Consider the following 21,314-nt stretch of genomic DNA (forward strand, 5'->3'; position numbering starts at 1 on the left):
ATCCGGCGGCGACGAGGGCCGGAGTCATTTCAAGCCCGTCCGGCGATTGAGGGCCGGGGTCCGGGGCAGCGCCCCGAAAGCCCCAGGCAGGGGCTTTGTCCTCAAACGCCGGACGGGCTGGATGCCGCCGGGCGGCCTGGACACGGCCGCCCGGTTGTTCGTATCGGCCGGGCACCCGGCCCCGCGCCGACGTGGGCCCGGTGCAGTCCTCACGCGCCGGACGGGCCGGATTCGGCCCCCAGGGACGCGCGGGCCGCCTCCGCCTCGGCCAGGATCCGGGCCACCAGCTCCGCCACGCTCGGCAGATCCTCGATCAGGGCCGCCACCTGGCCCGAGGCCATGATGCCGAGGTCCGTTCGGCCGTCGACCATGGCCGCCCTCAGCAGCATCGGGGTGTTCGCCGCCAGCAGCACCTGGCTCCAGCTCAGATCCTTGCCGTGCCGCATCGCCAGCCCGTCGCGGACCATGCCCGGCCGGCTCAGGCCGGAGATCCGGCGGAAACCGGACGCCCGGCGCAGCGCCCGGTACAGGGAGCGCAGCCGGCCCGCGCCTTCCAGTTCCGCCACCATCTCCGTACGGAGCATCCGGTGCGGAAGCCCGTCCACCGCCCGCGTCAGCGTGATGTCCCTGACGGTCGCCGCCAGGTAGCGCGCCTTCACCGCGTCCGGGACCGTGGAGTCCGAGGTCAGCAGGAACCGGGTGCCCATCGCGACGCCCGCCGCCCCGTACGCCAGCGCCGCCACCAGGCCCCGGCCGTCGTGGAAGCCGCCCGCCGCGACCACCGGAATGTCCACCGCGTCCACGACCTGGGGCAGCAGCACCGTGGTGGCGACCTCGCCGGTGTGGCCGCCGCCCTCGCCGCCCTGCACGATCACCGCGTCCGCGCCCCACGCCGCGACCTTCTCCGCGTGCCGCCGGGCCCCCACCGACGGGACGACGACCACGCCCGCGTCCTTCAGCTCCGTGATGAGCTCCTTCGACGGGGCGAGCGCGAACGACGCCACCCGCACGCCCTCCTCGACGATGATCCGGACCCGCTCCCGGGCGTCCCCCGCGTCCGCCCGCAGATTCACCCCGAACGGTTCGTCCGTCCGGGACTTCACCTCCCTCACCGCCGAACGCAGCTGGTCCGGCGACATGGTCGCCGACGCCAGGATGCCCAGCGCCCCGGCCCGAGCCGTCGCGGTGACCAGGCGGGGGCCCGCCACCCAGCCCATCCCGGTCTGCACGATCGGGTGCCGGACGCCGACGAGGTCGGTCAGGGCGGTGCGCATCAGGCCCTGACCTCCCGGTCCCGGGTGCGGGCCGGGTCGACGACCTCGCGGATCAGGGCGAGCTCGGTGGGGGAGGGATCGCGGGTGCACGGGACGTCGTCCGGGACCGTGAGCGGGAAACCCGTCGCTTCGCGGACCGCTTCGACGGTGACCCCGGGGTGGACCGAGGCCAGCCGCATCGAACGGTCGGGCGTCGCGAAGTCGAAGACCCCGAGATCGCTGACGACCTGGGGGATACGGTGGAAGCGGGTGGCCGAGGGGCCGGCTGCCCGCGCGCTGTCGTAGCCGACTCCGCAGACCATGTCGACGCGCTCGACGAAGACGCGGGGGGAGTGCCGGGGGATCCAGTAACTCACCGGATTGTTCAGCGTGTTGACCGGTGCTCCGCGTACACCCAGCAGTTGTCGGGAGGGCTGTTCCCAGTCGCCGATGCAGGAGATGTTCTGGTTGCCGAAGCGGTCGATCTGGCTCGCGCCCATCATCACGTGCCGCCGCCCGCCGGTCACCAGGGCCAGATGCCTGCGGTACGGGAGCCAGCCCTCCGCCTCGCCGTCCGGGCCGACGAGCGTCGCCTCGCCGTCCGTGAGCAGCAGGCCGGTGGCGAACGTCAGCCGGGCCAGCCGCGCGCCGGCCGACGGCACCGCGCCCATCGGGCTGGCCAGGATCTCGCCGTCGCCCCGCCAGGCCTCCGCGCAGGCGATCACGCAGTACTCGGCACGGGTGATGCCTCCGGTGAGGGACGCGTTCATTTCTGCTCCTCGCGCCAGGTGCGGACCGCTTGCCGGTAGCCCTTCTCGTCGCCGTCCGGCGGCAGGAAGCGGGCCGCGAACTCCGCCCAGGCGTCCGGATCCGCCGCCGCGGCCGCGTACGCCCTCTGGAACGGCTCGTCGCGCGGGTGGTCGGGTACGCAGGAGGTGAAGTGCGCCCCGCCCGGCGCCTCCACGACACCGGTGACGGAGTGCCGTTGGACGAGGAGGGTCTGCGGAGCGGTGGAGTTCCCGGTCAGCTCCCGTGTCTCCACGATGCGTTCGCAGGAGACGTACGCCGCGTCCGCCGCTTCGCAGAACAGGTCGTCGAAGTACGGGTCGGGCCCCAGGTACTGGCCGTTGCCGAGCCGGTCCGCCCGGTTGAGGTGGACCAGTGCCGCGTCCATCCGCAGGGCGGGCATCGCCACGAACTCCTCGCCGTCCTCGTACGGTGAAGTCACCGTGCGCAGCTCGGGGTTGACCCGCATCACGTCCGATCCGATGCCCGCGCGGACCGGCAGGAACGGCAGCCGGTTCGCCGCCGCGTGCAGCCCCCACATGAACATCGCCTCGTCGATCTCCGTCAGTGCGAACGCCCCGCGCTGCCGGGCCGCCCGGTAGTGCGGCTCCAGCAGGACGGAGTCGAGCGTCACGAACGCCGTGACCAGGCGGGCGATCCGGCCCGCCGCGGCCAGCAGCCCCACGTCCGGGCCGCCGTAGGAGATCACCGTGAGATCGGTGACGGGCGACCGGAGCAGCGCCCGGACCAGGGCCATCGGCTTGCGGCGCGACCCCCAGCCGCCGATCCCGACCGTCATGCCGCTGCTCAGCCGGTCGACGACCTCCTCGGGCGTCATCGTCTTGTCGCGCACATGGGGGGGAGTGGTCACGGTTCAGGCCTCCTTGCCGAAGGTGTCGCGGACCCGGGCGGCGGTCCCGGCGAGGTTCGCCTCGAAGGTGAACCCCTGCTCGAAGCGGTAGCTGCGCTGTACGTCGACGGGGTCGATGCTGTTCAGGGCGGCCTTGGCCAGCCGCAGCAGATGGCCGTCCTTGGTGGCGATCTCGTCCGCCAGCTCCAGGGCCGCATCCATGAGTTCCGGGGGCGGGACCACCCGCCAGACCGATCCGTGGGCGAGCAGTTCGGCCGCGGTGACGGTGCGGGAGGTGTAGTACAGCGTGCGCATCAGGTGCTGCGGGACCAGCCGGGCGAGGTGGGTCGCGGCGCCGAGCGCGCCCCGGTCCAGCTCCGGCAGGCCGAAGACCGCGTCCTCGCTCGCGACGATCGCGTCGGCGTTCCCGACGAGGCCGATGCCGCCGCCCAGGCAGAAGCCCTGCACCGCCGCGACGACCGGGACCTCGCACGCGTACACCGCGGCGAACGCCTCGGCGCAGCCCCGGTTGGCGCCGATCAGGGCCCCGTGCCCCGTGTCGCGCCGCAACTCCTTGATGTCGACGCCCGCGTTGAAGCCGCGCCCGGCGGCGGCCAGGACGACGCAGCGCACCCCGGGGTCGCGGCCCGCCGCCCGGACGGCGTCCGCCAGGTCGTACCAGTCCTGTACGGGAAGCGCGTTGACGGGGGGACGGTCCACGGTGACGACGCGGACGCCGTCCGAGGGGCGGGCGGTGGAGACACTCATCGGAGGATCAGCTACCTTTCCGCCAAACATTTGTTAGGTGGACGGTAGCAGTCCCGCCCCCGCCCGCCAACCAGGCCCACCACCCAGGGAGATGTGATGACCGCACCCACCGCACACCGTGCCGGACTCTGCGCGGACCGGGTCGTCGCCGTCACGGGCGCCGGGCGGGGACTCGGCCGGGCCCACGCGCTGGCCTTCGCCGCCGAAGGGGCGCGGGTCGTCGTCAACGACCTCGGTGTCGGACCGGACGGGGGCGGGGACTCCACCGGCCCGGCCCGGGAGGTCGTCGACGAGATCGTGGCGGCGGGCGGCGAAGCCGTCGTCCACGGCGGCGACATCGCCACCGCCGAGGGCGCGGCCCGTCTGGTCGCCACCGCCGTGGAGGCCTTCGGCCGCCTCGACACCCTGGTCAACAACGCGGGCTTCCTGCGCGACCGGATGCTCGTCAACCTCGACGAGGACGACTGGGACGCGGTGATGCGGGTCCACCTCAGGGGCCACTTCCTGCCCCTCAAGCACGCCGCCGCCCACTGGCGGGCCCAGGCCAAGGTGGGCCGCCCACCGGTCGCCCGGGTGATCAACACCAGCTCCGGCGCCGGACTCCTCGGCAGTGTCGGCCAGGGCAACTACGCGGCCGCCAAGGCCGGAATCATCGCCCTGACCCTGGTCGCGGCGGCCGAGCTGGGCCGGTACGGGGTCCACGTCAACGCTCTCGCCCCCGCCGCCCGGACCCGGATGACCGAGCGGACCTTCGCCGAGACGATGGCGGCCCCGAGGGAGGGGAAGTTCGACGCCATGGCCCCCGCGAACGTCTCGCCCCTCGTCGTCTGGCTCGGCTCCGCCGCGAGCGACGGGGTGACGGGCCGCGTCTTCGAGGCCGAGGCGGGCCGCATCACCGTCATGGAGGGCTGGCGCCCCGGCCCCACCGACGACCGGGGCGCGCGCAGGTCCCCGGCCGAGGCGGGCGAAACGGTGCGCCGGCTGCTGGCGGACGCGGAGGAGCCGGGGCGGGTCTACGGGGCGTCCTAGGGAATCGTCAGACACCCCCGAGGTCCGGCCGTCGAACTGCCGCCTGCCGGGCGACGCCTGGCCCGCACGCTCGGGGGTGTCTCGCCGATCATGCCGTGGCTCGCGTGCCCCGGCACCGCGCCCCGCCGATCGCGTACGGCGCGGGAGACCCGCTTGCGAACGCGTACGGGCGCCCGGTATCTAGCAGAGGACACCTGAGGAGCGCACGATGACGCGGCACGGACCGATGAACGAGTTCTGCCGGATGGACCTCAAGACCCGCGACCCGTCCGGCACCGCCGCCTTCTTCTCCACGGTGCTGGGCTGGGACTTCGCCGTGGACGAGGAGGACTGGCGGCGGGCCGTGAAGATCTCCGCCGGGGGCGTCGGATCGGCGGCGTGAGCGATCTCGCCCAGCCGGTCCACCCGCCCGGGGCGCCGCCGCACATCGCCTACTACCACGCGGTCCTGGCCTGCGGAGACCCCGAGCGGGCCCGGGAGTTCCACGCCGGCACGATGGGAGCGCCCCTCGGCCGGGCCGCCTTCCACGAAGCCGCCACCGGTGCGACCGCCACCGACTCCGCACCGCAGTGGGAGCCGGCCCTCGCGGTGGACGATCCGGACGCCGTGATCGGCCGGGCCCGCGCCCACGGGCCGGACCTCGTCACCCTCGCCGTGGAGGGCGGTCGCCGCGTCGTGCGGCTGCGCAGCCCGGAAGGGCCGGCGTTCCTGATCCAGGCCCGGGACCAGGGATCCGGCCCGCACTGCTGACGCCCGCTCCTATCGGCCCTGGAGTCCTCGCTCAGACACCAGCCGCAAAGTAACGATCGGCTGCTCAACTCTGAAGCGGTTATTGTGAAGTATTCACTTCATACTTTACGGTGAGCGCATGCGACCGAAGCGCGAGCCTGAGCAGATCACCGACCTGTCACGGTTGAGGGCGTTCATGAACCCGCTGCGGATGCAGCTGTACCGGCTGCTGTACGCCGCGGGCACCGCGACCGCCTCTCAGCTCGCCGACCATGTCGACGAAACGCCCTCGCTGGTCAGCTACCACCTGCGCAAGCTGGCTGAGCACGGCTTCGTGACCCAGACGAGTGGCCAGGGCACCGACGGCCGCGAGCGCTGGTGGCAGGTGGCATCTGAAGAGGGCTGGGGCTTCCGTGACTCGGACTTCGCGGACACGCCCGAGGGAGCCGCCGCCGTCGGCGCGGTGACCAGAGGGATCTTCGACACCCGTGTCGCCCAGTACCGCACGTATCTCGACCAGAAGTCCGCCTGGGGGAAGGCGTGGACCGACGCGGCCTTCAGCTCCGAATGGCTGCTCGACCTCACCCCGGCCGAATTCGCCGAGATGAGCGACGAGCTCGAGGCGCTGGCCCGGCGCTGGCGGGAGCGCGGCAAGGCCGCCAAGGCGGCCGACGACACCGAGGCCCGCGAGCACGTGTCCGTGCATCTGTACGGCTTTCCCTTCCGGACCTGACTCAGCCGAATTTCCAACGTACTTGGAGCCCACCATGGACACCACCCCAGAGACAGTCCCGCCCGAAAACGCCGCCACCCCGGCTCACCGCGACGGCAACGTGTTGCGCTGGCTCGCCGCCTACACCGTCTCCCTCATGGGCGACAGCGTGTACTTCGTCGCCCTGGCCTGGTCCGCCCAGAAGGCCGGCGGCCCTGCCGAAGTCGGCCTCGTCATGGCTGCCGGGGCAATACCACGAGCGTTACTCATGCTCGGTGGGGGCGTGGTCGCCGACCGGTTCGACCCCCGCCGGGTGATTCTCGGCAGTGACATACTGCGCTGCCTCCTCATCCTGGCAGTGGCCGCCGGTATCGCGCTGACGGCTCCGGCCTTGTGGATCCTGGTCACGGTGGCGCTCGTCTTCGGCGCCGTCGACGCACTGTTCGTACCCGCTGTCGGTGCTCTCCCGCCCCGGATCACCACCCCCGACCAGCTGGCCCGGGTCACCGGCATGCGCTCGCTGTCGACGCGCCTCAGCCAGATCGCGGGCCCGCCGATCGGCGGTCTGGCCATGGGGCTCGGTGGACCCGCGGCCGCCTTCACCGTCGCCGGACTGCTCATAGCCCTGTCCCTGCCGCTCCTGCTGACGATACGGATACGGCCCATCGGGGCACCCGACACGGAGCGGCCGAAGCCCGGCACGGCGCGGCAGGACCTGCTCGACGGCCTGCGCTACATCCGCCGCCACCGACTCATCGGCCCGCTCGTCGCCGTCGGCGCCGTCTGCGAACTCGGCCTCACCGGCACCCTCAACGTCGGCATGGTGCTCCTCAACGCCGAACGCGGCTGGGGTCCTTCCGGCTACGGCTTGATCGTCAGCAGCTTCAGCGCAGGAGCTGCGGCCAGCGCCGCGTTGATCGCGATCGCCGGTTGGCTGCCGCGTGCCGGCCTGATGATGGCCGGGACGCTTCTCGTGGGCTGCGCGGGTGCGGCCACGATCGCTCTGGTGCCGGCCTTGTGGCTCGCCGCGGTGCTGGCCGCGGTCACCGGACTATGCGCGGGCGTCTTCGGCAGCCTGAACAACGCCCTCATACAGACTGCGGCGGACCCGGCGTATCTTGGCCGGGTCACCTCCGCCGTCATGCTCACCATGGTCGGTCTCGCCCCCCTCAGCTATCCGCTGGTCGGTGCCGCCATCGGAGCCTGGGGCGCCGCCCCGGTGTTCGTTGCCTGCGGCATCTTCGCCAGCCTGGGCGTGGGCATCGCCCTGGCCTCCGGCGCGGTGCGGCACGCCGAACTGCCCCGGAAGCGGCCAGGCGTGACCACCTGAGCAACCCAACCGCAGCCCGCCGGCCAGCCCACCGCAGGGGCTGGCCGGCGTCTCCCGACGAGCGGCGGTCACTCGCCGTCCACGGCATCCGGATCAGGCCGTGGTCGCAAGCCTCCGGGCAGGAAGGCCGGGGAGCCGGCAGGAGCAGCGGCCGAGCTTCTCCACCCGTTTCAGGTGTTGTCGCATGTGATGGTGCACGTCGTGTACGGTCCTGACGCCACGTTGCCACCATGATCACCGAGAGTGTTGCTGCGGGGTGGCGGGTGTGCTCTCCGATCCGGAACGGCGCCGGCCGGAGTTCTCCGACCCACTCGCGAGGAAGCCCGCCGCGCGACTGCCCGAGCTGCTGCGCGCGCACGACCGTCGACCGGGGCAGCCGTTCCTCCTCGGCCCGGACAGCAGGCCGGACGCCCTGCATTGCGGCTGGTGTCCGAGCCAGGACACCGGGGCCATATCGGGTGGCGCGGCCCGGCCGCAGACTGTGAGGATCGCCGTATGCGCATCTTCCTGGAGACCGACCGGCTCGTCCTGCGCCCGGTCACGGCCGCCGACGCCCCCGACCTGCTCGCCCTCGACAACGACCCCGCCGTCGGGCGGTACATCAACGGCGGGCGGCCGACGAGCTCCGAGGACATCCGGGACCGGACCCTGCCGAGGCTCCTCCACGACCACCCGTGCACCGGAAACCGCGGCTTCTGGGCCGCGGGGGAGAAGGACACCGGGGCCTTTCTGGGCTGGTTGGAGCTCCGGCCGCTGGACGATCACGACCCCGCCGTCGCCGAGCTCGGCTACCGGCTGAACCGGGCCGCCTGGGGCCGCGGTTACGCCACCGAAGGAGCGCGGGCCCTGGTCCACAAGGGGTTCACGGACCTCGGGGTCCGGCGGGTCACCGCCAACACCATGGCGGTCAACACGGGATCCCGGCGCGTGATGGAGAAGGCGGGGCTGACCTTCCTGCGGGCCTACACCGAGGACTGGCCGGAGACCATCGAGGGCTCCGAGCACGGCGAGGTCGAGTACGTCCTCACCCGGGAGGCGTGGGAGCGCGGCCGGCCGGGACCAGGGTAGCGACTACGGCGCCTCGCCCAGCAGGGCCGCGATCTCGCCGTGCCTCATGTGCTGGTCCGCACCCGCCGACGGCACCCCGTCCCGGAGCACCTGAACCGTCATCGTCTCCTCGCCGCCCCTCCGGTCGCGCAGCGTAACCGTCTCGATGCCGGAGCCGTACGCCTCCTCCAGCTGCCGCCTCAACTCCCGTTCCGGATCGAGTCCGGCGATGCGCCGCGCCTCGGCCAGCGCCAGGGCGACCACGGGCTCCTGCCCCTCGGCCCCCGCGCCGTGCGCGAGCAGCGCCCGTACCGTCCGCAGGGACCCGCGCCGCGCCGCCAGCACCAGCATCGCCTCCTCCCGAGGGCCCGGCAGCAGCGGGTCCGCGCCACGGGCGAGGAGCAGTTCCACCGTCGCGGCGTGTCCCAGGCCGACCGCCCAGCGCAGCGCCGTGAAGCCGAACTCCTCGCGCAGATCCGGCCGGGCCCCGGCGGACAGCAGCGCCTCCACCACCTCGGTGTGCCCGCCGCACGCCGCCCCGCAGAGCGGCAGGTCGCTCGCCCCGGGGCCGCTCGCCCGGTCGGGGTCGGCCCCGGCGGCGAGCAGCAGGCGTACCGCTCCCACGCGGTCCTGGACCGACGCCAGATACAGCGCCGTCGTGCCCTCCTCGTCGCTCGACTCGGCCCGCGCGCCCGCGCGCAGTGCCCGGACGACCGCGTTCTCGTTCTCGTGCAGCGCGTCGAACAGGCGTGGTTCGTCCCTGATCGGCTCGTTCGTCATGCTTCGATCCTACGGTCGGCCGCGGACAACGCCCGTGCTCAGGTGTCGCATTCCAGGACGGTCCGGCACAGCCCGCAGCGCGCGGTGAACCGGCCCCGGACGGGGACCCGGATGCGCTGGTGACAGGTGGGGCACGGGAAGGAAACGCGCGGTTCCCGGTCGCCGGTCTCGAACGCGTATGCGGCGTTCGGGTCCGGGCTCGTGCCGGGGTGGTCCTGGGCGTACCGCCGGTCCTTGGCGTAGCGACGGCGGCCCGCCCAGCCGGCGGCGGTCAGCGGGGGTCTGCGCAGATCGTGCAGCGCCTGCTCCCGCCCCCTGGTGTAGGCGGTGTACGCCTGGGGGCTGGTGAACCACGGGGAGGGGTCCTCGTCGAAGGCGAACGCCCGCTTGGCCAGGACGTACCCGAACTCCTCCGGGGTGAGGTAGCCGAGCTTCTGGCGGGACGTGGCGTCCTCCCGGAACGCGTCCAGCAGCAGCCAGCCCGCGCCGAGGTACGCCGTCGTCGTGTCGGTCAGGATCTCGTTGGCGCGGGTGCCGGGGAACTCCAGGCCGAGCCGGTGCAGCAGCACATGGGTGACCTCGTGCGCGAGCGCCGCCCCGATGTCCCTGCGATGGGTGCGGAAGCGGTCGTTGAGCTCGATGAAGTACTCGGGGCCCGCGGTGAGTTCCACGCTCGCCGCGTGCTCCATCGCCCGGAAGCCGACGATCATCCGGGCCTCGGGCAGATGGAGGTGCTGGACCAGGGAACGTGCCACCCGCTGGGCTCCCAGGTGCAGATCGTCCCGGTCCGTGAAGGCGGCGTCGGCGGGCGCGAGACTGGTGGCATAGGTGTGGACGCCGTCCGCGGAGAGCCGCCGGTAGAGCGCGGTGATGGCGGAGCGGACCGTGTCCAGATGCGGAAAGCCGTGGACGACGGGTGCGCCCGGAGGGCCGTTCGCCACGTCGGAACCCCCCATCCGTGACGGTCGACGGACCTCCACTCTATGCCGGACCGGGCAACGGGTCCCGAAAGGTCGGAAAAGGCCGGGAAGCACCAAGGCCCTCCAGGCCCCGGCTACACGGCACCGGCAAGGACTGGGCGCTGATCAAGCTCGCCCGGCCGATCGACCGGCCTACCCTGAAGATCGCCACCGACAGCACCTACGACAAGGGCACCTTCACCGTCGCGGGCTGGGGCGCCGACCGCGAGGGGCGGCCGCCAGCAGCGCCACCTGCTCAAGGCCGACGTTCCGTTCGTCTCCGACGCCTACTGCCAGGGCGCCTACCGCGACCTCGTCCTCGTCGAGGAGCTGTGCGCCGGCCTCCTCGACACCGGAGGCGTCGACAGCTGCCAGGGCGACTCCGGCGGCCCGACGTTCCGCAAGGACGACGCCGACGAGTGGATCCAGGTCGGCATCGTCAGCTGGGGCCGGGGCCGGGGCCGGGGCCGCCCGGACTACCCGGGCGTCTACACCGAGGTCTCGCACTTCGTCCGGCCCCGGTCCGGGCCGGCCACCGGATCACCGCACGTCCGGCCGGTGATCACGACTGAGCCACCCCGGGGGCGTCCGCACCGACGGGTGCCCCCGGACCCAGCTCCACATGCGGCTCGCCCGCGTCCTCCAGCTCCAGCACCCACACCTCGTTAGCGCCCTCACGGAGCACCGGACCCGGCACGTACAGGGTCCGCTGCGGGCCCGCCGACCAGTACCGGCCCAGGCAGAAGCCGTTCACCCAGACGAATCCGCGCGTCCAGCCCGGCAGTTCGAGCCCCGCGTGATCGACGCCGGAAGCACCGGAAGCACCGGAAGCACCGGGAACACCGGAAGCACCGGGAACGCCTGAAGGGCCTGAAGCACCCGCGGTCCCCTCGATGGTGAACGTCCCCCGGAACAGGCCCGTCCGGCCGGCGTCCCCCGCCCCCGCAGCGGACTCCACCGGTTTGAACGGGACCGCCGCCACCGCGCCCGCCGCCTCGAAGGCGTCCAGCCGCAGCGCCCGGGCCCGTATCCCGTGCAGATACTGCCGCTCGTGCAGCACCCCGCCCGTGACGCCCTTCGGCTCGCCCAGCCGCGGCCCGTAGTTGACCCGGCCCAGCGACTCCACCCACAGCTCGACCTCCGCCGGACCCGCCACCGGCTCCGGCAGCGTGCCGGAATCCTCGGTCAGCACCCCGGCCCGCACCCCGTCCACGTACACCACCGCCCGGTCCCGCAGCCCCGAGGCCCCCAGGGGATACGCCCGGCGGGGCCCCGGAACCGTCACCCGGTAGCGCACGAGCCCCCGGTCCACGCCCAGCTCCTCGAACGTCGGCGGCACCCCCGACCCCGTCTCCGGATCACCCAGCGCCTCCGTCACGTCCCCGAGCCCGGCCCACCCGTCCAGCTCCACTCGCACCGGCGCGGCGAGCCCGGCCGGCTCCTGCGGCAACGCGGGCAACGGCCCCTCGGCGTAACCCTCCAGGACCTTCCGGAACAGCCAGAACTTCTCCGTGGCCCGCCCGTACTCGTCGACCGGCGCGTCGTAGTCGTACGACGTCACCGTCGGCTGGAACGACTCGTCCTGCAGGGGACCGGACCGGTTCGCCCCCGCCCAGCCCCCGAAGTTCGTCCCCCCGTGCGCCATGTAGATGTTCACCGAGGCCCCGCACTCCAGGATCTCCCGCAGCGCCCCGGCCGCCTGCTCCGGATCCCGCAGCACCGGCTCGGCCCCCCAGTGGTCGAACCAGCCGCACCAGAACTCCATGCACATCAACGGGCCCTTCGGCTGATGCCGGCGCAGCACGTCGAAGCCCTTCCGCGCCCCCGAACCGAAGTTCGCCGTCGCGAGGAGGCCCGGCACCGAGCCGCCGGTCAGCATGTGGTCCTCCGGGCCGTCCGACGTGAACAGGGGAACCGTCACCCCGCACTGCCGCAGCAGCCCCGCCAGCCACTCCAGATACGCGGCGTCACTGCCGTAACTCCCGTACTCGTTCTCCGCCTGCACGAGGATCACCGGACCGCCCCGGGACACCTGCCGCTGCACCACCTGCGGCAGCAGCACCCGGAACCACCGCTCGACCACCGCCCGGTACTCCGCGTCCCGGGTCCGCACCCGCCGCCCGAACCGGCCCGTCACCCACACCGGAAGACCGCCGTTCTCCCACTCGGCGCAGATGTACGGACCCGGCCGCACGATCGCCCACAGCCCCGCCCGCCGAGCCGCGTCCAGGAACCGGCCGAGCGCCCCGGCATCCCGGATCTCGCCCTCCCGGGGCTCATGCAGATTCCACGGTACGTACGTCTCGACGCAGTTCAGCCCCATCGCGGCGAGCATCGCGAGCCGGTGCCCCCACTGCTCCTCGTGCACCCGGAAGTAGTGCAGGGCGCCCGACAGCAGCCGTACGGGCTTCCCGTCGAGCCGGAAGCAGTCGTCCCCCACGGTGAAGTCGGTCATGGTGCTCGTACGCTCCTGTGCTCGGCCGCACCCGCGGCCATCCGGTGAAGTGGTCCGACCACCTTCACCTCTGGCGCGCACCGGGTCCATGGACAAAGATCGCTGCTGATTGGACACAACGCCCAGGAAGCGGGAAGGAAGAAGCGGAATGCCGACCTACCACACCTGGATGCGTTTCTTCACCCCGAGCCCGCTCCACCACCGCCTGGGCCTCGTCTGCCTCGGCGTCGGCCTCCAGCACGGCGCGCTGCCCCCCGTCGGCCCCCGCACCCTCGACCACCACGTCGCCGTGATCGTCAACTCCGGCACCGGCTGGTTCAAGGGACCCGACGGCCGCCGCACCCCCGTCACCGGCCCCAGCCTCATCTGGCTGACCCCCGGCACACCCCACCACTACGGCGCCGACCCCGGCACCGGCTGGGACGAGAGCTTCGTCGACTTCACCGGCCCCGCCACCACCACCTACACCGAACTCGGCTACATCGAGCCCGACCGCCCCCTCGTCCCGCTCTCCGACACCGCGGCCGCCCGCGCCGCCATCGGCCGCATCGTGCGCGCCGCCCGGCGCGGCAACCCCCTCCTGGAGGTGGAGACCGGGGCCGCCGTCCACGAACTCCTCGTATCCCTGCGCCGCGCCCGCGCCGACATCGGCCCCGACGGCGACCCCGTGCTCCAGGCACTGGCCCGCGACGCCTACCAGCCGCTCACCGTCGCCGAGCACGCCTCCCGGCACGGCATGACCCCCGGCGAACTGCGCACCGCCGTGAGGCGAGGCGCCGGATGCAGCCCCAAGGACTACCTGCTCGGCATCCGCCTCGGCCGGGCCAAGGAACTCCTCGCCACCACCGACCTCCCCGTCGCCGCCGTGGCCCGCCGCGTCGGCTACGACGACCCGGCCTACTTCTCCCGGCTCTTCGCCCGCCGCGTCGGCACCGCCCCCGTCCGCTTCCGCGAACAGCAGGGCCGCAGCGTGCCCGGCGGCTGGAGCGACCAGGTACCCGACCCCGACGACCCGCCGACGATCACCACCTGACAGCGGCGGTCTAAGCTCGCTGACCATGAGTACGAGCGAAACCGACGCGTCCGTCCAGACCGAGCTGAACCGGCTGCGCGAGAGCATCGACAACATCGACGCCGCCGTCGTCCACATGCTGGCCGAACGCTTCAAGGCCACCCAGCAGGTCGGCCGCCTCAAGGCGGACCACAAACTGCCGCCCGCCGACCCCGCCCGCGAGACCCGCCAGATCGCCCGGCTCCGGCAGCTGGCGCAGAGCGCGAACCTGGACCCGGCGTTCGCCGAGAAGCTGCTGAACTTCATCATCGCCGAGGTGATCCGCCACCACGAGCGCATCGCCGACGAAACGGAACACGGGGGCGCCGGCCGACGCGCTACGGCCTCCGGGGCCTGAACGGCCCCCAGGGCCACCTGCCGAACCCCCGCGGAACCCCATGGCCACCCCCGTGCGCAGCACCGCTCCGATCCCCGCACCGGCCGCCGCCCCCAGTACCGGCCCGACCACGTACATCCACAGCCGCCAGGCCTCCCCGGACAGCAGAGCCGGGCCGAACTGCCGGGCCGGATTGGCCGATCCGCCGCTCAGCGGACCGAGCACCGCGATGACGAGCGCGGTGAGGAGCCCGACGGCGTACGGGAGGAGTCTTCGGCCCACCGGGCGCGCCATGAGCCCGGCGAGCAGCAGCGTCGACACGGCCAGCACCCCGGCCTCGGCCGCCACCACGGACGCACCGCCCCACGCCGGATCGGGCCGCACCGCCGCGTAGCCGACCGGCTGCCGGGAGACCGCGAGGCCCCCACACGAGCCCCGCCGGCCACGTTCCCACCACCGAGCCACCCAACTGCGCGACGCAGTAAGGCACCACATCCTGCCCCCGGAACATCCCGAGCCGCCACAGGGCGAAGGTGATCGCCGGATTCACACGCCCGCCGGAGCACCGCCCCGGCGCGGAGAGCATGAGCACGGCCAGCAGCGCTCCGACACCCGCCCCCAGCACGGCGAACGCAACCCCGCCGCCCCCGACCACGTCCGACGCGAAGAGCCACCGCACGCCGGTCACGACGGACAGGAGCAGCAGCGCCGTCAGCCCGAACTCACAGACCGCACGGACCACGAGGCCGGGGGAGGCGGAAAGGGCCGGGTCGGGAAGGCCGGCAGGGGCATCGCACGCAGGCGTGAGCATCATGAGGACGTCCTCGGTACTCGATGTGCCGCGCCGAGGAGATGGTAAGCGGCACCAGCCCCCCGGGAGGGTACCCGCCCCGCCCCCGGTCCGCCCGTACGCCCAGCGAGAACCCCCTGTGCCCGCCCCACCCCGTACGGCAGCATGGGGCCATGTCCGTACTGACGCGCGACGAAGCGCAGACCCGAGCCCAGATCCTCGACGTGGAGCGGTACACGATCGCCCTCGACCTCACCACCGGCGAGGACACCTTCGACTCCCGCACCGCCATCCGGTTCACCGCCCGCGCGGCCGGAGACACCTTCGTCGAGGTCAAGCCCGCCACCCTGCGCTCGATCAGCCTCGACGGACAACCCCTGGACCCCGCCCTCCTCGACGGCAACCGCTACCCCCTCACCGGACTCGGCGCCGGCCCCCACGAACTGCACATCGACGCCGCGATGCACTACTCCCGCACCGGCGAGGGCATGCACCGCTTCACCGACCCCACCGACGGCGAGACCTACGTCTACACCCAGCTGTTCATGGAAGACGTCCAGCGCGTCTTCGCAGCCTTCGACCAGCCCGACCTCAAGTCCGTCTTCGCCATCGACGTCACCGCCCCCGAAGGCTGGACCGTCCTCGGCAACGGCGTCGCCGCACCCACGGGGGAGGGGCACTGGACCATCGCCCCCACGCCCCTCGTCTCCACCTACCTCGTCGCGGTCGCCGCCGGACCCTGGCACTCCGTCACCACCGAACACGCCGGACTGCCCTTCGGCATCCACTGCCGCCGCTCCCTCGCGCCGTACCTGGACGCCGACGCCGACGAGATCCTCGACATCACCCGCGCCTGCTACGACCGCTACCACGAGAAGTTCGACGAGCCCTACCCGTTCGACTCCTACGACCAGGCCTTCGTCCCCGAGTTCAACGCCGGCGCCATGGAGAACCCCGGACTCGTCACCTTCCGCGACGAGTTCGTCTACCGCTCCGCCGTCACCGACACCGAGCGCCAGACCCGCGCCGTGGTCATCGCCCACGAGATGGCCCACATGTGGTTCGGCGACCTCGTCACCCTGACCTGGTGGGACGACATCTGGCTCAACGAGTCCTTCGCCGAGTACATGGGCTACCAGACGCTCACCGAAGCGACCCTTCCCCGAGCTCTCAACTCCGTCTCCGCAGGGGAGGCACTCTTCCCCGACACCTGGGTCGACTTCGGCGTCACCCGCAAGGGCTGGGGCTACGACGCCGACCAGCGCCCCTCCACCCACCCCGTCGCCCCGGACCCCGACGCCGTCCCCGACACCGCCTCGGCCCTCCTCAACTTCGACGGCATCAGCTACGCCAAGGGCGCCTCCGCCCTGCGCCAGCTCGTCGCCTGGCTCGGCGAGAAGGACTTCCTGGCCGGCATCAACACCCACTTCGCCCGCCACAAGTTCGCCAACGCCACCCTCGCCGACTTCATCGACAACCTGGCCTCCGCCACCGACCGAGACGTCCACGCCTGGGCCGATCAGTGGCTGCGTACCACCGGCATCGACACCCTCACCGCCGGGATCGGCGCCCCCGAGCCCGCCGCGCCCGCCACGGGCGGCAACGGCAAGGGCAACGGGCAGTCCTGGTCCCTCACCGTCACCCGCGACGGCTCCCGCCCCCACCGCATCACCGTCGGCGCCTACGACCACGCCCTCAACACCCAGGCAGGCCCCGACCACCTCGCTCCGCGCGACCGCTTCGAGATCGACGTACCCGGCGACGGGACGCCCACGGTCCGCCCCGGCCGCCGCCCCGCCCTCGTCGTCCTCAACGACGGAGACCTCACCTACGCCAAGGTCCGCCTGGACACCGCCTCCTGGGACACCGTCCTGACCGGCCTCTCCGGCATCCCCGACGCACTCACCCGGGCCGTCGTCTGGAACACCGCCCGCGACATGGTCCGCGACGGCGACCTGAACCCCGCCACCTACCTCGCGACCGCCCGCACCCACCTCCCGCACGAGAGCGACCTCGCCCTCGTCCAGGGCGTCCTCACCTTCGCCGCCGGACAGATCACCGCCCGCTACGTCGCCCCCGAGGACCGTCCGGCCGCCCTCGCCACCCTCACCGACCTCTGCCGCGACCTCATCCGCCGCACCGAGGACGGCTCACAGCCCGGCCTGCGCCTCATCGCCGTACGCCACTTCATCGACGCCGCCACCCAGCCCGACACCCTGCGCAGCTGGCTCGACGAAGACACCGTCCACGGCGGACCCGAGCTCGACCCCGAACTGCGCTGGCGCATCCTCACCCGGCTCGCCGTCCTCGGCGCCACCGACGAGACCACCATCGCCGCCGCACTCAAGGCCGACCCCAGCGCCACCGGCCGCGAGGGCGCCGCCCGCTGCCGCGCCGCCCTGCCCACCCCCGAGGCCAAGGCCACCGCCTGGGAAGCCCTGTTCACCGACGACACCCTGTCCAACTACCTCTTCACCGCCACCGCCCAGGGCTTCTGGCAGCCCGGACAGGAAGAACTCCTCGCCGCGTACGTGCCCCGCTTCTACCCGGAAGCCACCGCACTCGCCGCCCGCCGGGGCCCCGCCATCGCCGAGGCCGCCGGACGCCACGCCTTCCCCGCCTACGCCGTCGACCCCGAGAGCCTCGCCACCGGCACCCGCGCGCTGGAGGACCCGGCCCTCATCCCCGCCCTGCGCCGCAAGCTCGTCGACCAGCTCGACGACCTCCGCCGCGCCCTCGCCGTACGGACGGACGCCGACGCGACCGGCTGACCCGACGCGCACGGTCGCGGGGCGGGGACCGTTCCCCGCCCCGCGACCGCAACGGGACCACCGGGCGGTACGGAGGATCAGCCGTTGCCGTTGCCGCTGCCGTCGTCCGGGGCGTCGTTCCCGGAGCCGCCCGCCGTCCGAAGGTCTGCGAGCAGCTCCGCCTGGCCTGCCAGCACCCCGGTCAGGATCGTCCGCGCCACCCGCAGCAGCTCCGCCACCCCTGGGTCGGCCAGCGTGTAGTGGACGGCCGAGCCCTCCCGCCGGGCCGTCACCAGACCGGCGCGGCGCAGCACGGCCAACTGCTGCGAGAGATGGGCGGCCTCGACCCCCACCTCGCTCAGCATCTCCGAGACCGCGTGCTCACGTTCACTGAGTAGTTCGAGCACCCTGATCCGGACCGGATGCCCCAGCGTCTTGAAGAACTCCGCCTTCAATCGGTACAGCGGCGCACTCACCGGCGGGGCCCCGTTCCGCACACCGGGAAGCCGGCGCACCACAGCTGACCAGAACTCTTCTCCATGGGTTCATCCTCGCGCCTTCGCACCCCGAGGATGAACCCGGGGACCGGCCGGCCGCGTCAGGCCTTCTTCAGGAACTCGGTCCGCAGTACGAGCCCCTTGACCTTCTTCGTGCTGCACTCGATCTCACCGGCGCGCCCGGTGAGCCGGATGTTCTTCACCAGAGTGCCGCGCTTGAGCGTCTCCGACGTGCCCTTCACCTTCAGATCCTTGACCGTGGTCACGGAGTCACCGTCCGCCAGCACGGTCCCGTTGCTGTCCTTCACGACGATGTCGCTCATGGCGCGTTCCTGCCCTTCTCCACCCGGTGCAGCTCTTGCACCGGACATCTCTCGGCGATCACGGAGACCCACCGTTCCGCCGCAGCGGAAGCGTGATCCAGATGCTCTTGCCGCCCTCGTCCACGTCACCCCGCACCACCGCGCTGCCGCCCAGACCATGGGTCAGCTCCATCACCGTGGCGAGACCCCGCCCGGGAGCCGTCCCGGCGCAGGCGAACAGAGCCGGCCGGTACGGGTGACGGTCGTGCACACCGAAAGCGAACGCGTCAGGACCGCCCGCGAACACCACCGTCACGTTCGGCGAGAGCACCGCCGCGTGCCGCACACTGTTGGCCACCAGCTCACTGAGGATCAGCAGCGCCGGATCCCGGCACGGATCCTGGCGCCCCACCCACTCCGTCAACACCTGCTCGGCGGTCTCCCGGGCAATGCGCACGGCCGACCCCACCGCGGGCAGCGTCAGCACATGCCGGTGGGGCAACGCACCCGGTGGCGTGATCATCGGGCGGGCTCCTCGGCCGGGAGCGCCGCAGCCTCCCGGCCACACCGGGGCCGCACCACCCCGGCCGCCGCCAGACGGTCCCGCGCCCCACCGAACGCCTCGGACACCGTGGCGTACTCGCACCCCTCCCGCCGCAGCACCTCCAACGCCCCCATCGACTCCAGCGTCCGCCGCTGACCGGGACGGATCCCGGAGGCCAGCACCACGATGCCCCGCCCGTTCAGCCGGTGCACGGCGTCCCTGAGCGCCAGCGCACCGGTGGCGTCCACCGTGGTCACCCGGCACATGCGCAGGATCACCATCCGTACGCCGGAGACCTCGGCGAGCTCCAGCAGGGAACGGTGCGCCCCGGCGAAGAACAACGGCCCCTCGACCCGGTACGCCACCACATGCCCGGCCAGCCCGGCGAACTCCCCGTCACCGTACGACTCCGTGTCCGGCAGCTCCGACACCGAACCGCCCAGCGGATCCATCCGGTCCACCCGCGCCTCGGCCGCGACCGCGCGCAGAGCCAGGACGCCGGCCACCACCAGCCCGATCACGACCGCCAGCACCAGATCCAGCACCAGCGTCGCGACCGCCGTCAGCACGAGCACCACCGCATCCGAACGCGTCGCCCGTGCCATCGCCCGCAACGCCCCCACCTCGACCATCCGGACCGCCGTGGCCAGCAGCACCCCGGCCAGCGCGGCGAGCGGGATCCGCGACACCAGCGGAGCCGCCGCGAACACGACCACCGCCAGCACCGCCGCGTGCGTCAGCGCCGCCAGCCGCGAACCCGCGCCCGTTCGGACATTGACCGCCGTCCGCGCGATGGCCGCCGTCGCGGGCACCCCGCCGAACAACGGCACGGCCAGATTCGCGATCCCCTGCCCGAACAACTCCCGTTCCGCATCGTGCTTCTGCCCGGTCGTCATCCCGTCGGCCACCGTCGCCGACAGCAGCGACTCCAGCGCGGCCAGCGCCGCGACCGCGACCGCCGGAGCCAGCAGCGAACCCACCGCCGACAGATCCAGGAACCCGAGCGAAGGGGCCGGAAGACCGGCGGGCAGCACACCGATCGATGCCGCCCCGTCAAGGTGGAACACCTGCGCCGCCAGCGTCGCGGCGACCACCGCGACCACCGAGAACGGCACCCCCGGAAACCGGCGTGCCCCGGCCAGCATCAGCCCCGCCACTCCGACGGTGATCGCGAGCGAGGTCCAGTTCGGGCCGCCGGCGAACTCCCCGACCGCCCGCCACGCCACCACCAGCACCTTGTCGCCTTCCGGCGCGGCCACCCCCAGGGCGTTCGGGATCTGCTGGAGAGCGATGACGCACGCGATGCCGAACGTGAACCCCTCGACCACCGGCGCCGGGACATACCGCATCGACCGCCCCGCCCGCAGCAGCGCCAGCACGACCAACAGGGCCCCCGCCATCAGCCCCACGGTCAGCACCCCGCCCGGACCGTACTCCGCGACGATCGGCACCAGGACCACCGTCATCGCCCCGGTCGGACCCGACACCTGAAGGTTCGACCCACCGAACACCGCGGCCAGCGCCCCCGCCACCACGGCGGTCACGAGCCCCGCCTCCGCGCCAAGACCCGACGCCACCCCGAAACCGAGCGCGAGAGGCAGCGCCACGATCGCCACCGTCAGACCGGCGAGCAGATCACGACGCGGAGCACGGGCCATGGCCTCGAAGTCGGCGCGTACGGGCAGCAACGCCCGCACCCGCCGCCGCCCCCGGGCCGCCCGTCCGCCCACCGCCGTATCCGGGTACGTACTCACCGCGCGGACACCTCGGCCTCCCGCAGCTCGGCGAGCAGCCCGTCCCGGTCGGTCAGCATCCCGGTCAGAATCCGCCGCGCGGCCCGCATCAGCTCGGCGACATCACCGCCCGCCAGCTCGTACACCACAGTGGAGCCCTCCCGGGTCGCGGTGACGATGCCGGACCGGCGCAACACCGCCAGCTGCTGCGAGAGCGCCGAGGGCTCCACCTCGATCGCGGCCAGCAGATCCCGTACCGGCAACGGCCCCGCCTGGAGCAGCTCCAGGACCCTGATGCGCACCGGATGCCCGAGCATCCGGAAGAACTCCGCCTTGGCCTGATACAGGGGGACCGGCACGGCGGGGCCTCTCCTCGGCAGTACGTCACCACCGCGGGCGGGAGAGCCGAGCGGGGGCCGTCGCCCGCACACGGCGGCGGAACGGCCCACACAGCATGTAGTGAATTGCAGAATTTCGCAATTCACTCATTGGGCAACAGCCGGGGCGGGACCGCCCCGGCCACCCCTTCGAACCCGCCCCGCCCCAGGGCGAGACCTCCCGGGTACGCCCCGGGCGAGACCTCTCAGGTACGCCCCGGGCCCGGCTGCCCCC

Annotated in this window: 21 protein-coding genes and 3 pseudogenes; 10 read left to right on the plus strand and 14 right to left on the minus strand. The window is 72.8% G+C overall.

The window, feature by feature from the left end:
- Positions 1–209: 209 nt before the first annotated feature.
- The 4 genes from B9S58_RS03160 to B9S58_RS03175 are packed head-to-tail and all read right to left on the minus strand — an operon-like array spanning position 210 to position 3,657.
- A complete protein-coding gene (locus B9S58_RS03160) occupies positions 210–1,274 on the minus strand; it encodes a nitronate monooxygenase family protein (protein WP_103530619.1) in 1,065 nt (354 codons plus the stop codon).
- A complete protein-coding gene (locus B9S58_RS03165; RefSeq protein WP_103530620.1) occupies positions 1,274–2,023 on the minus strand; it encodes a CoA-transferase subunit beta in 750 nt (249 codons plus the stop codon). The genes B9S58_RS03160 and B9S58_RS03165 overlap by 1 nt, the downstream gene beginning before the upstream one ends.
- Entirely contained in the window at positions 2,020–2,910 is an 891-nt protein-coding gene (locus B9S58_RS03170) for a CoA transferase subunit A (protein WP_181009166.1), read from the minus strand. The genes B9S58_RS03165 and B9S58_RS03170 overlap by 4 nt, the downstream gene beginning before the upstream one ends.
- A 3-nt stretch (positions 2,911–2,913) precedes the next feature.
- A complete protein-coding gene (locus B9S58_RS03175) occupies positions 2,914–3,657 on the minus strand; it encodes an enoyl-CoA hydratase family protein (protein WP_103530622.1) in 744 nt (247 codons plus the stop codon).
- A 96-nt stretch (positions 3,658–3,753) separates the two neighbouring features.
- Here B9S58_RS03175 and B9S58_RS03180 point away from each other — a divergent pair, with 96 nt between their 5' ends.
- The 6 genes from B9S58_RS03180 to B9S58_RS03200 all read left to right on the plus strand — a co-directional run bounded on the left by B9S58_RS03180 (position 3,754) and on the right by B9S58_RS03200 (position 8,525).
- Positions 3,754–4,686, plus strand: a complete 933-nt coding sequence (locus tag B9S58_RS03180) for an SDR family oxidoreductase (RefSeq protein WP_103530623.1) — start codon at positions 3,754–3,756, stop codon at positions 4,684–4,686.
- 208 nt (positions 4,687–4,894) lie between these two features.
- Positions 4,895–5,068, plus strand: a complete 174-nt coding sequence (locus tag B9S58_RS38690; protein ID WP_258044168.1) for a VOC family protein — start codon at positions 4,895–4,897, stop codon at positions 5,066–5,068.
- Positions 5,065–5,436 carry a VOC family protein gene (locus B9S58_RS03185; protein ID WP_258044169.1) on the plus strand — a complete coding sequence of 124 codons (372 nt, stop codon included), beginning with the start codon at positions 5,065–5,067 and terminating at the stop codon, positions 5,434–5,436. Before B9S58_RS38690 ends, B9S58_RS03185 begins: the two co-directional genes overlap by 4 nt.
- A gap of 118 nt (positions 5,437–5,554) precedes the next feature.
- On the plus strand, positions 5,555–6,148 hold the full coding sequence (locus tag B9S58_RS03190) for a helix-turn-helix domain-containing protein (protein WP_103530624.1): 594 nt from the start codon (positions 5,555–5,557) through the stop codon (positions 6,146–6,148).
- A 34-nt stretch (positions 6,149–6,182) separates the two neighbouring features.
- Positions 6,183–7,457: an MFS transporter gene (locus B9S58_RS03195; RefSeq protein ID WP_103530625.1), complete on the plus strand. Its 1,275-nt coding sequence runs from the start codon at positions 6,183–6,185 to the stop codon at positions 7,455–7,457.
- 495 nt (positions 7,458–7,952) lie between these two features.
- Positions 7,953–8,525 (plus strand): GNAT family N-acetyltransferase, encoded by a 573-nt coding sequence (locus B9S58_RS03200; RefSeq protein WP_103530626.1) that lies wholly within the window; start codon positions 7,953–7,955, stop codon positions 8,523–8,525.
- Positions 8,526–8,528: 3 nt separating this feature from the next.
- On the opposite strand, the gene B9S58_RS03205 is transcribed toward B9S58_RS03200, so the two are convergent.
- On the minus strand, positions 8,529–9,284 hold the full coding sequence (locus B9S58_RS03205; protein ID WP_103530627.1) for an ankyrin repeat domain-containing protein: 756 nt from the start codon (positions 9,282–9,284) through the stop codon (positions 8,529–8,531).
- Positions 9,285–9,322: 38 nt separating this feature from the next.
- On the minus strand, positions 9,323–10,225 hold the full coding sequence (locus B9S58_RS03210) for a hypothetical protein (protein ID WP_181009167.1): 903 nt from the start codon (positions 10,223–10,225) through the stop codon (positions 9,323–9,325).
- An 88-nt stretch (positions 10,226–10,313) separates the two neighbouring features.
- On the opposite strand from B9S58_RS03210, the pseudogene B9S58_RS03215 reads away from it, so the two are divergent.
- A pseudogene (locus B9S58_RS03215) lies at positions 10,314–10,753 on the plus strand (trypsin-like serine protease); the annotation flags it as partial.
- A gap of 52 nt (positions 10,754–10,805) precedes the next feature.
- Here the strand turns inward: B9S58_RS03215 and B9S58_RS03220 are convergent.
- On the minus strand, positions 10,806–12,698 hold the full coding sequence (locus tag B9S58_RS03220; RefSeq protein ID WP_103530629.1) for a beta-galactosidase family protein: 1,893 nt from the start codon (positions 12,696–12,698) through the stop codon (positions 10,806–10,808).
- Between the two features lie 148 nt (positions 12,699–12,846).
- Between B9S58_RS03220 and B9S58_RS03225 the strand changes: the two genes are divergently transcribed.
- Positions 12,847–13,731 carry an AraC family transcriptional regulator gene (locus tag B9S58_RS03225; RefSeq protein WP_103530630.1) on the plus strand — a complete coding sequence of 295 codons (885 nt, stop codon included), beginning with the start codon at positions 12,847–12,849 and terminating at the stop codon, positions 13,729–13,731.
- 25 nt (positions 13,732–13,756) lie between these two features.
- Positions 13,757–14,107 (plus strand): chorismate mutase, encoded by a 351-nt coding sequence (locus B9S58_RS03230; RefSeq protein WP_103530631.1) that lies wholly within the window; start codon positions 13,757–13,759, stop codon positions 14,105–14,107.
- Between the two features lie 135 nt (positions 14,108–14,242).
- On the opposite strand, the pseudogene B9S58_RS39900 reads toward B9S58_RS03230, so the two are convergent.
- Together B9S58_RS39900 and B9S58_RS38700 are read right to left on the minus strand one after the other, a co-directional pair.
- Positions 14,243–14,581, minus strand: a pseudogene (locus tag B9S58_RS39900) (aquaporin); the annotation flags it as partial.
- A gap of 10 nt (positions 14,582–14,591) precedes the next feature.
- Positions 14,592–14,900: pseudogene (locus tag B9S58_RS38700) on the minus strand (hypothetical protein); the annotation flags it as partial.
- A 149-nt stretch (positions 14,901–15,049) separates the two neighbouring features.
- On the opposite strand from B9S58_RS38700, the gene pepN reads away from it, so the two are divergent.
- Positions 15,050–17,647 carry an aminopeptidase N gene (gene pepN, locus B9S58_RS03240; RefSeq protein WP_103530632.1) on the plus strand — a complete coding sequence of 866 codons (2,598 nt, stop codon included), beginning with the start codon at positions 15,050–15,052 and terminating at the stop codon, positions 17,645–17,647.
- 77 nt (positions 17,648–17,724) lie between these two features.
- Here pepN and B9S58_RS03245 read toward each other — a convergent pair whose 3' ends face one another.
- From B9S58_RS03245 to B9S58_RS03265, 5 genes are all read right to left on the minus strand, one after another.
- The gene (locus tag B9S58_RS03245; protein WP_181009168.1) at positions 17,725–18,102 is read right to left on the minus strand and encodes a helix-turn-helix transcriptional regulator; all 378 of its coding nucleotides are present in this window, start codon (positions 18,100–18,102) and stop codon (positions 17,725–17,727) included.
- Between the two features lie 122 nt (positions 18,103–18,224).
- The gene (locus tag B9S58_RS03250; RefSeq protein WP_097916023.1) at positions 18,225–18,446 is read right to left on the minus strand and encodes an alkylphosphonate utilization protein; all 222 of its coding nucleotides are present in this window, start codon (positions 18,444–18,446) and stop codon (positions 18,225–18,227) included.
- A gap of 58 nt (positions 18,447–18,504) precedes the next feature.
- Complete coding sequence (locus B9S58_RS03255) at positions 18,505–18,948, minus strand: ATP-binding protein (protein WP_103530634.1); 444 nt, start codon at positions 18,946–18,948, stop codon at positions 18,505–18,507.
- On the minus strand, positions 18,945–20,627 hold the full coding sequence (locus B9S58_RS03260; protein ID WP_103530636.1) for a SulP family inorganic anion transporter: 1,683 nt from the start codon (positions 20,625–20,627) through the stop codon (positions 18,945–18,947). Before B9S58_RS03260 ends, B9S58_RS03255 begins: the two co-directional genes overlap by 4 nt.
- Positions 20,628–20,719: 92 nt before the next feature.
- Complete coding sequence (locus B9S58_RS03265) at positions 20,720–21,061, minus strand: metalloregulator ArsR/SmtB family transcription factor (protein WP_103530635.1); 342 nt, start codon at positions 21,059–21,061, stop codon at positions 20,720–20,722.
- Positions 21,062–21,314: the final 253 nt, after the last annotated feature.

This window comes from Streptomyces sp. SM11 (assembly GCF_002910905.1).
Classification (GTDB): domain Bacteria; phylum Actinomycetota; class Actinomycetes; order Streptomycetales; family Streptomycetaceae; genus Streptomyces.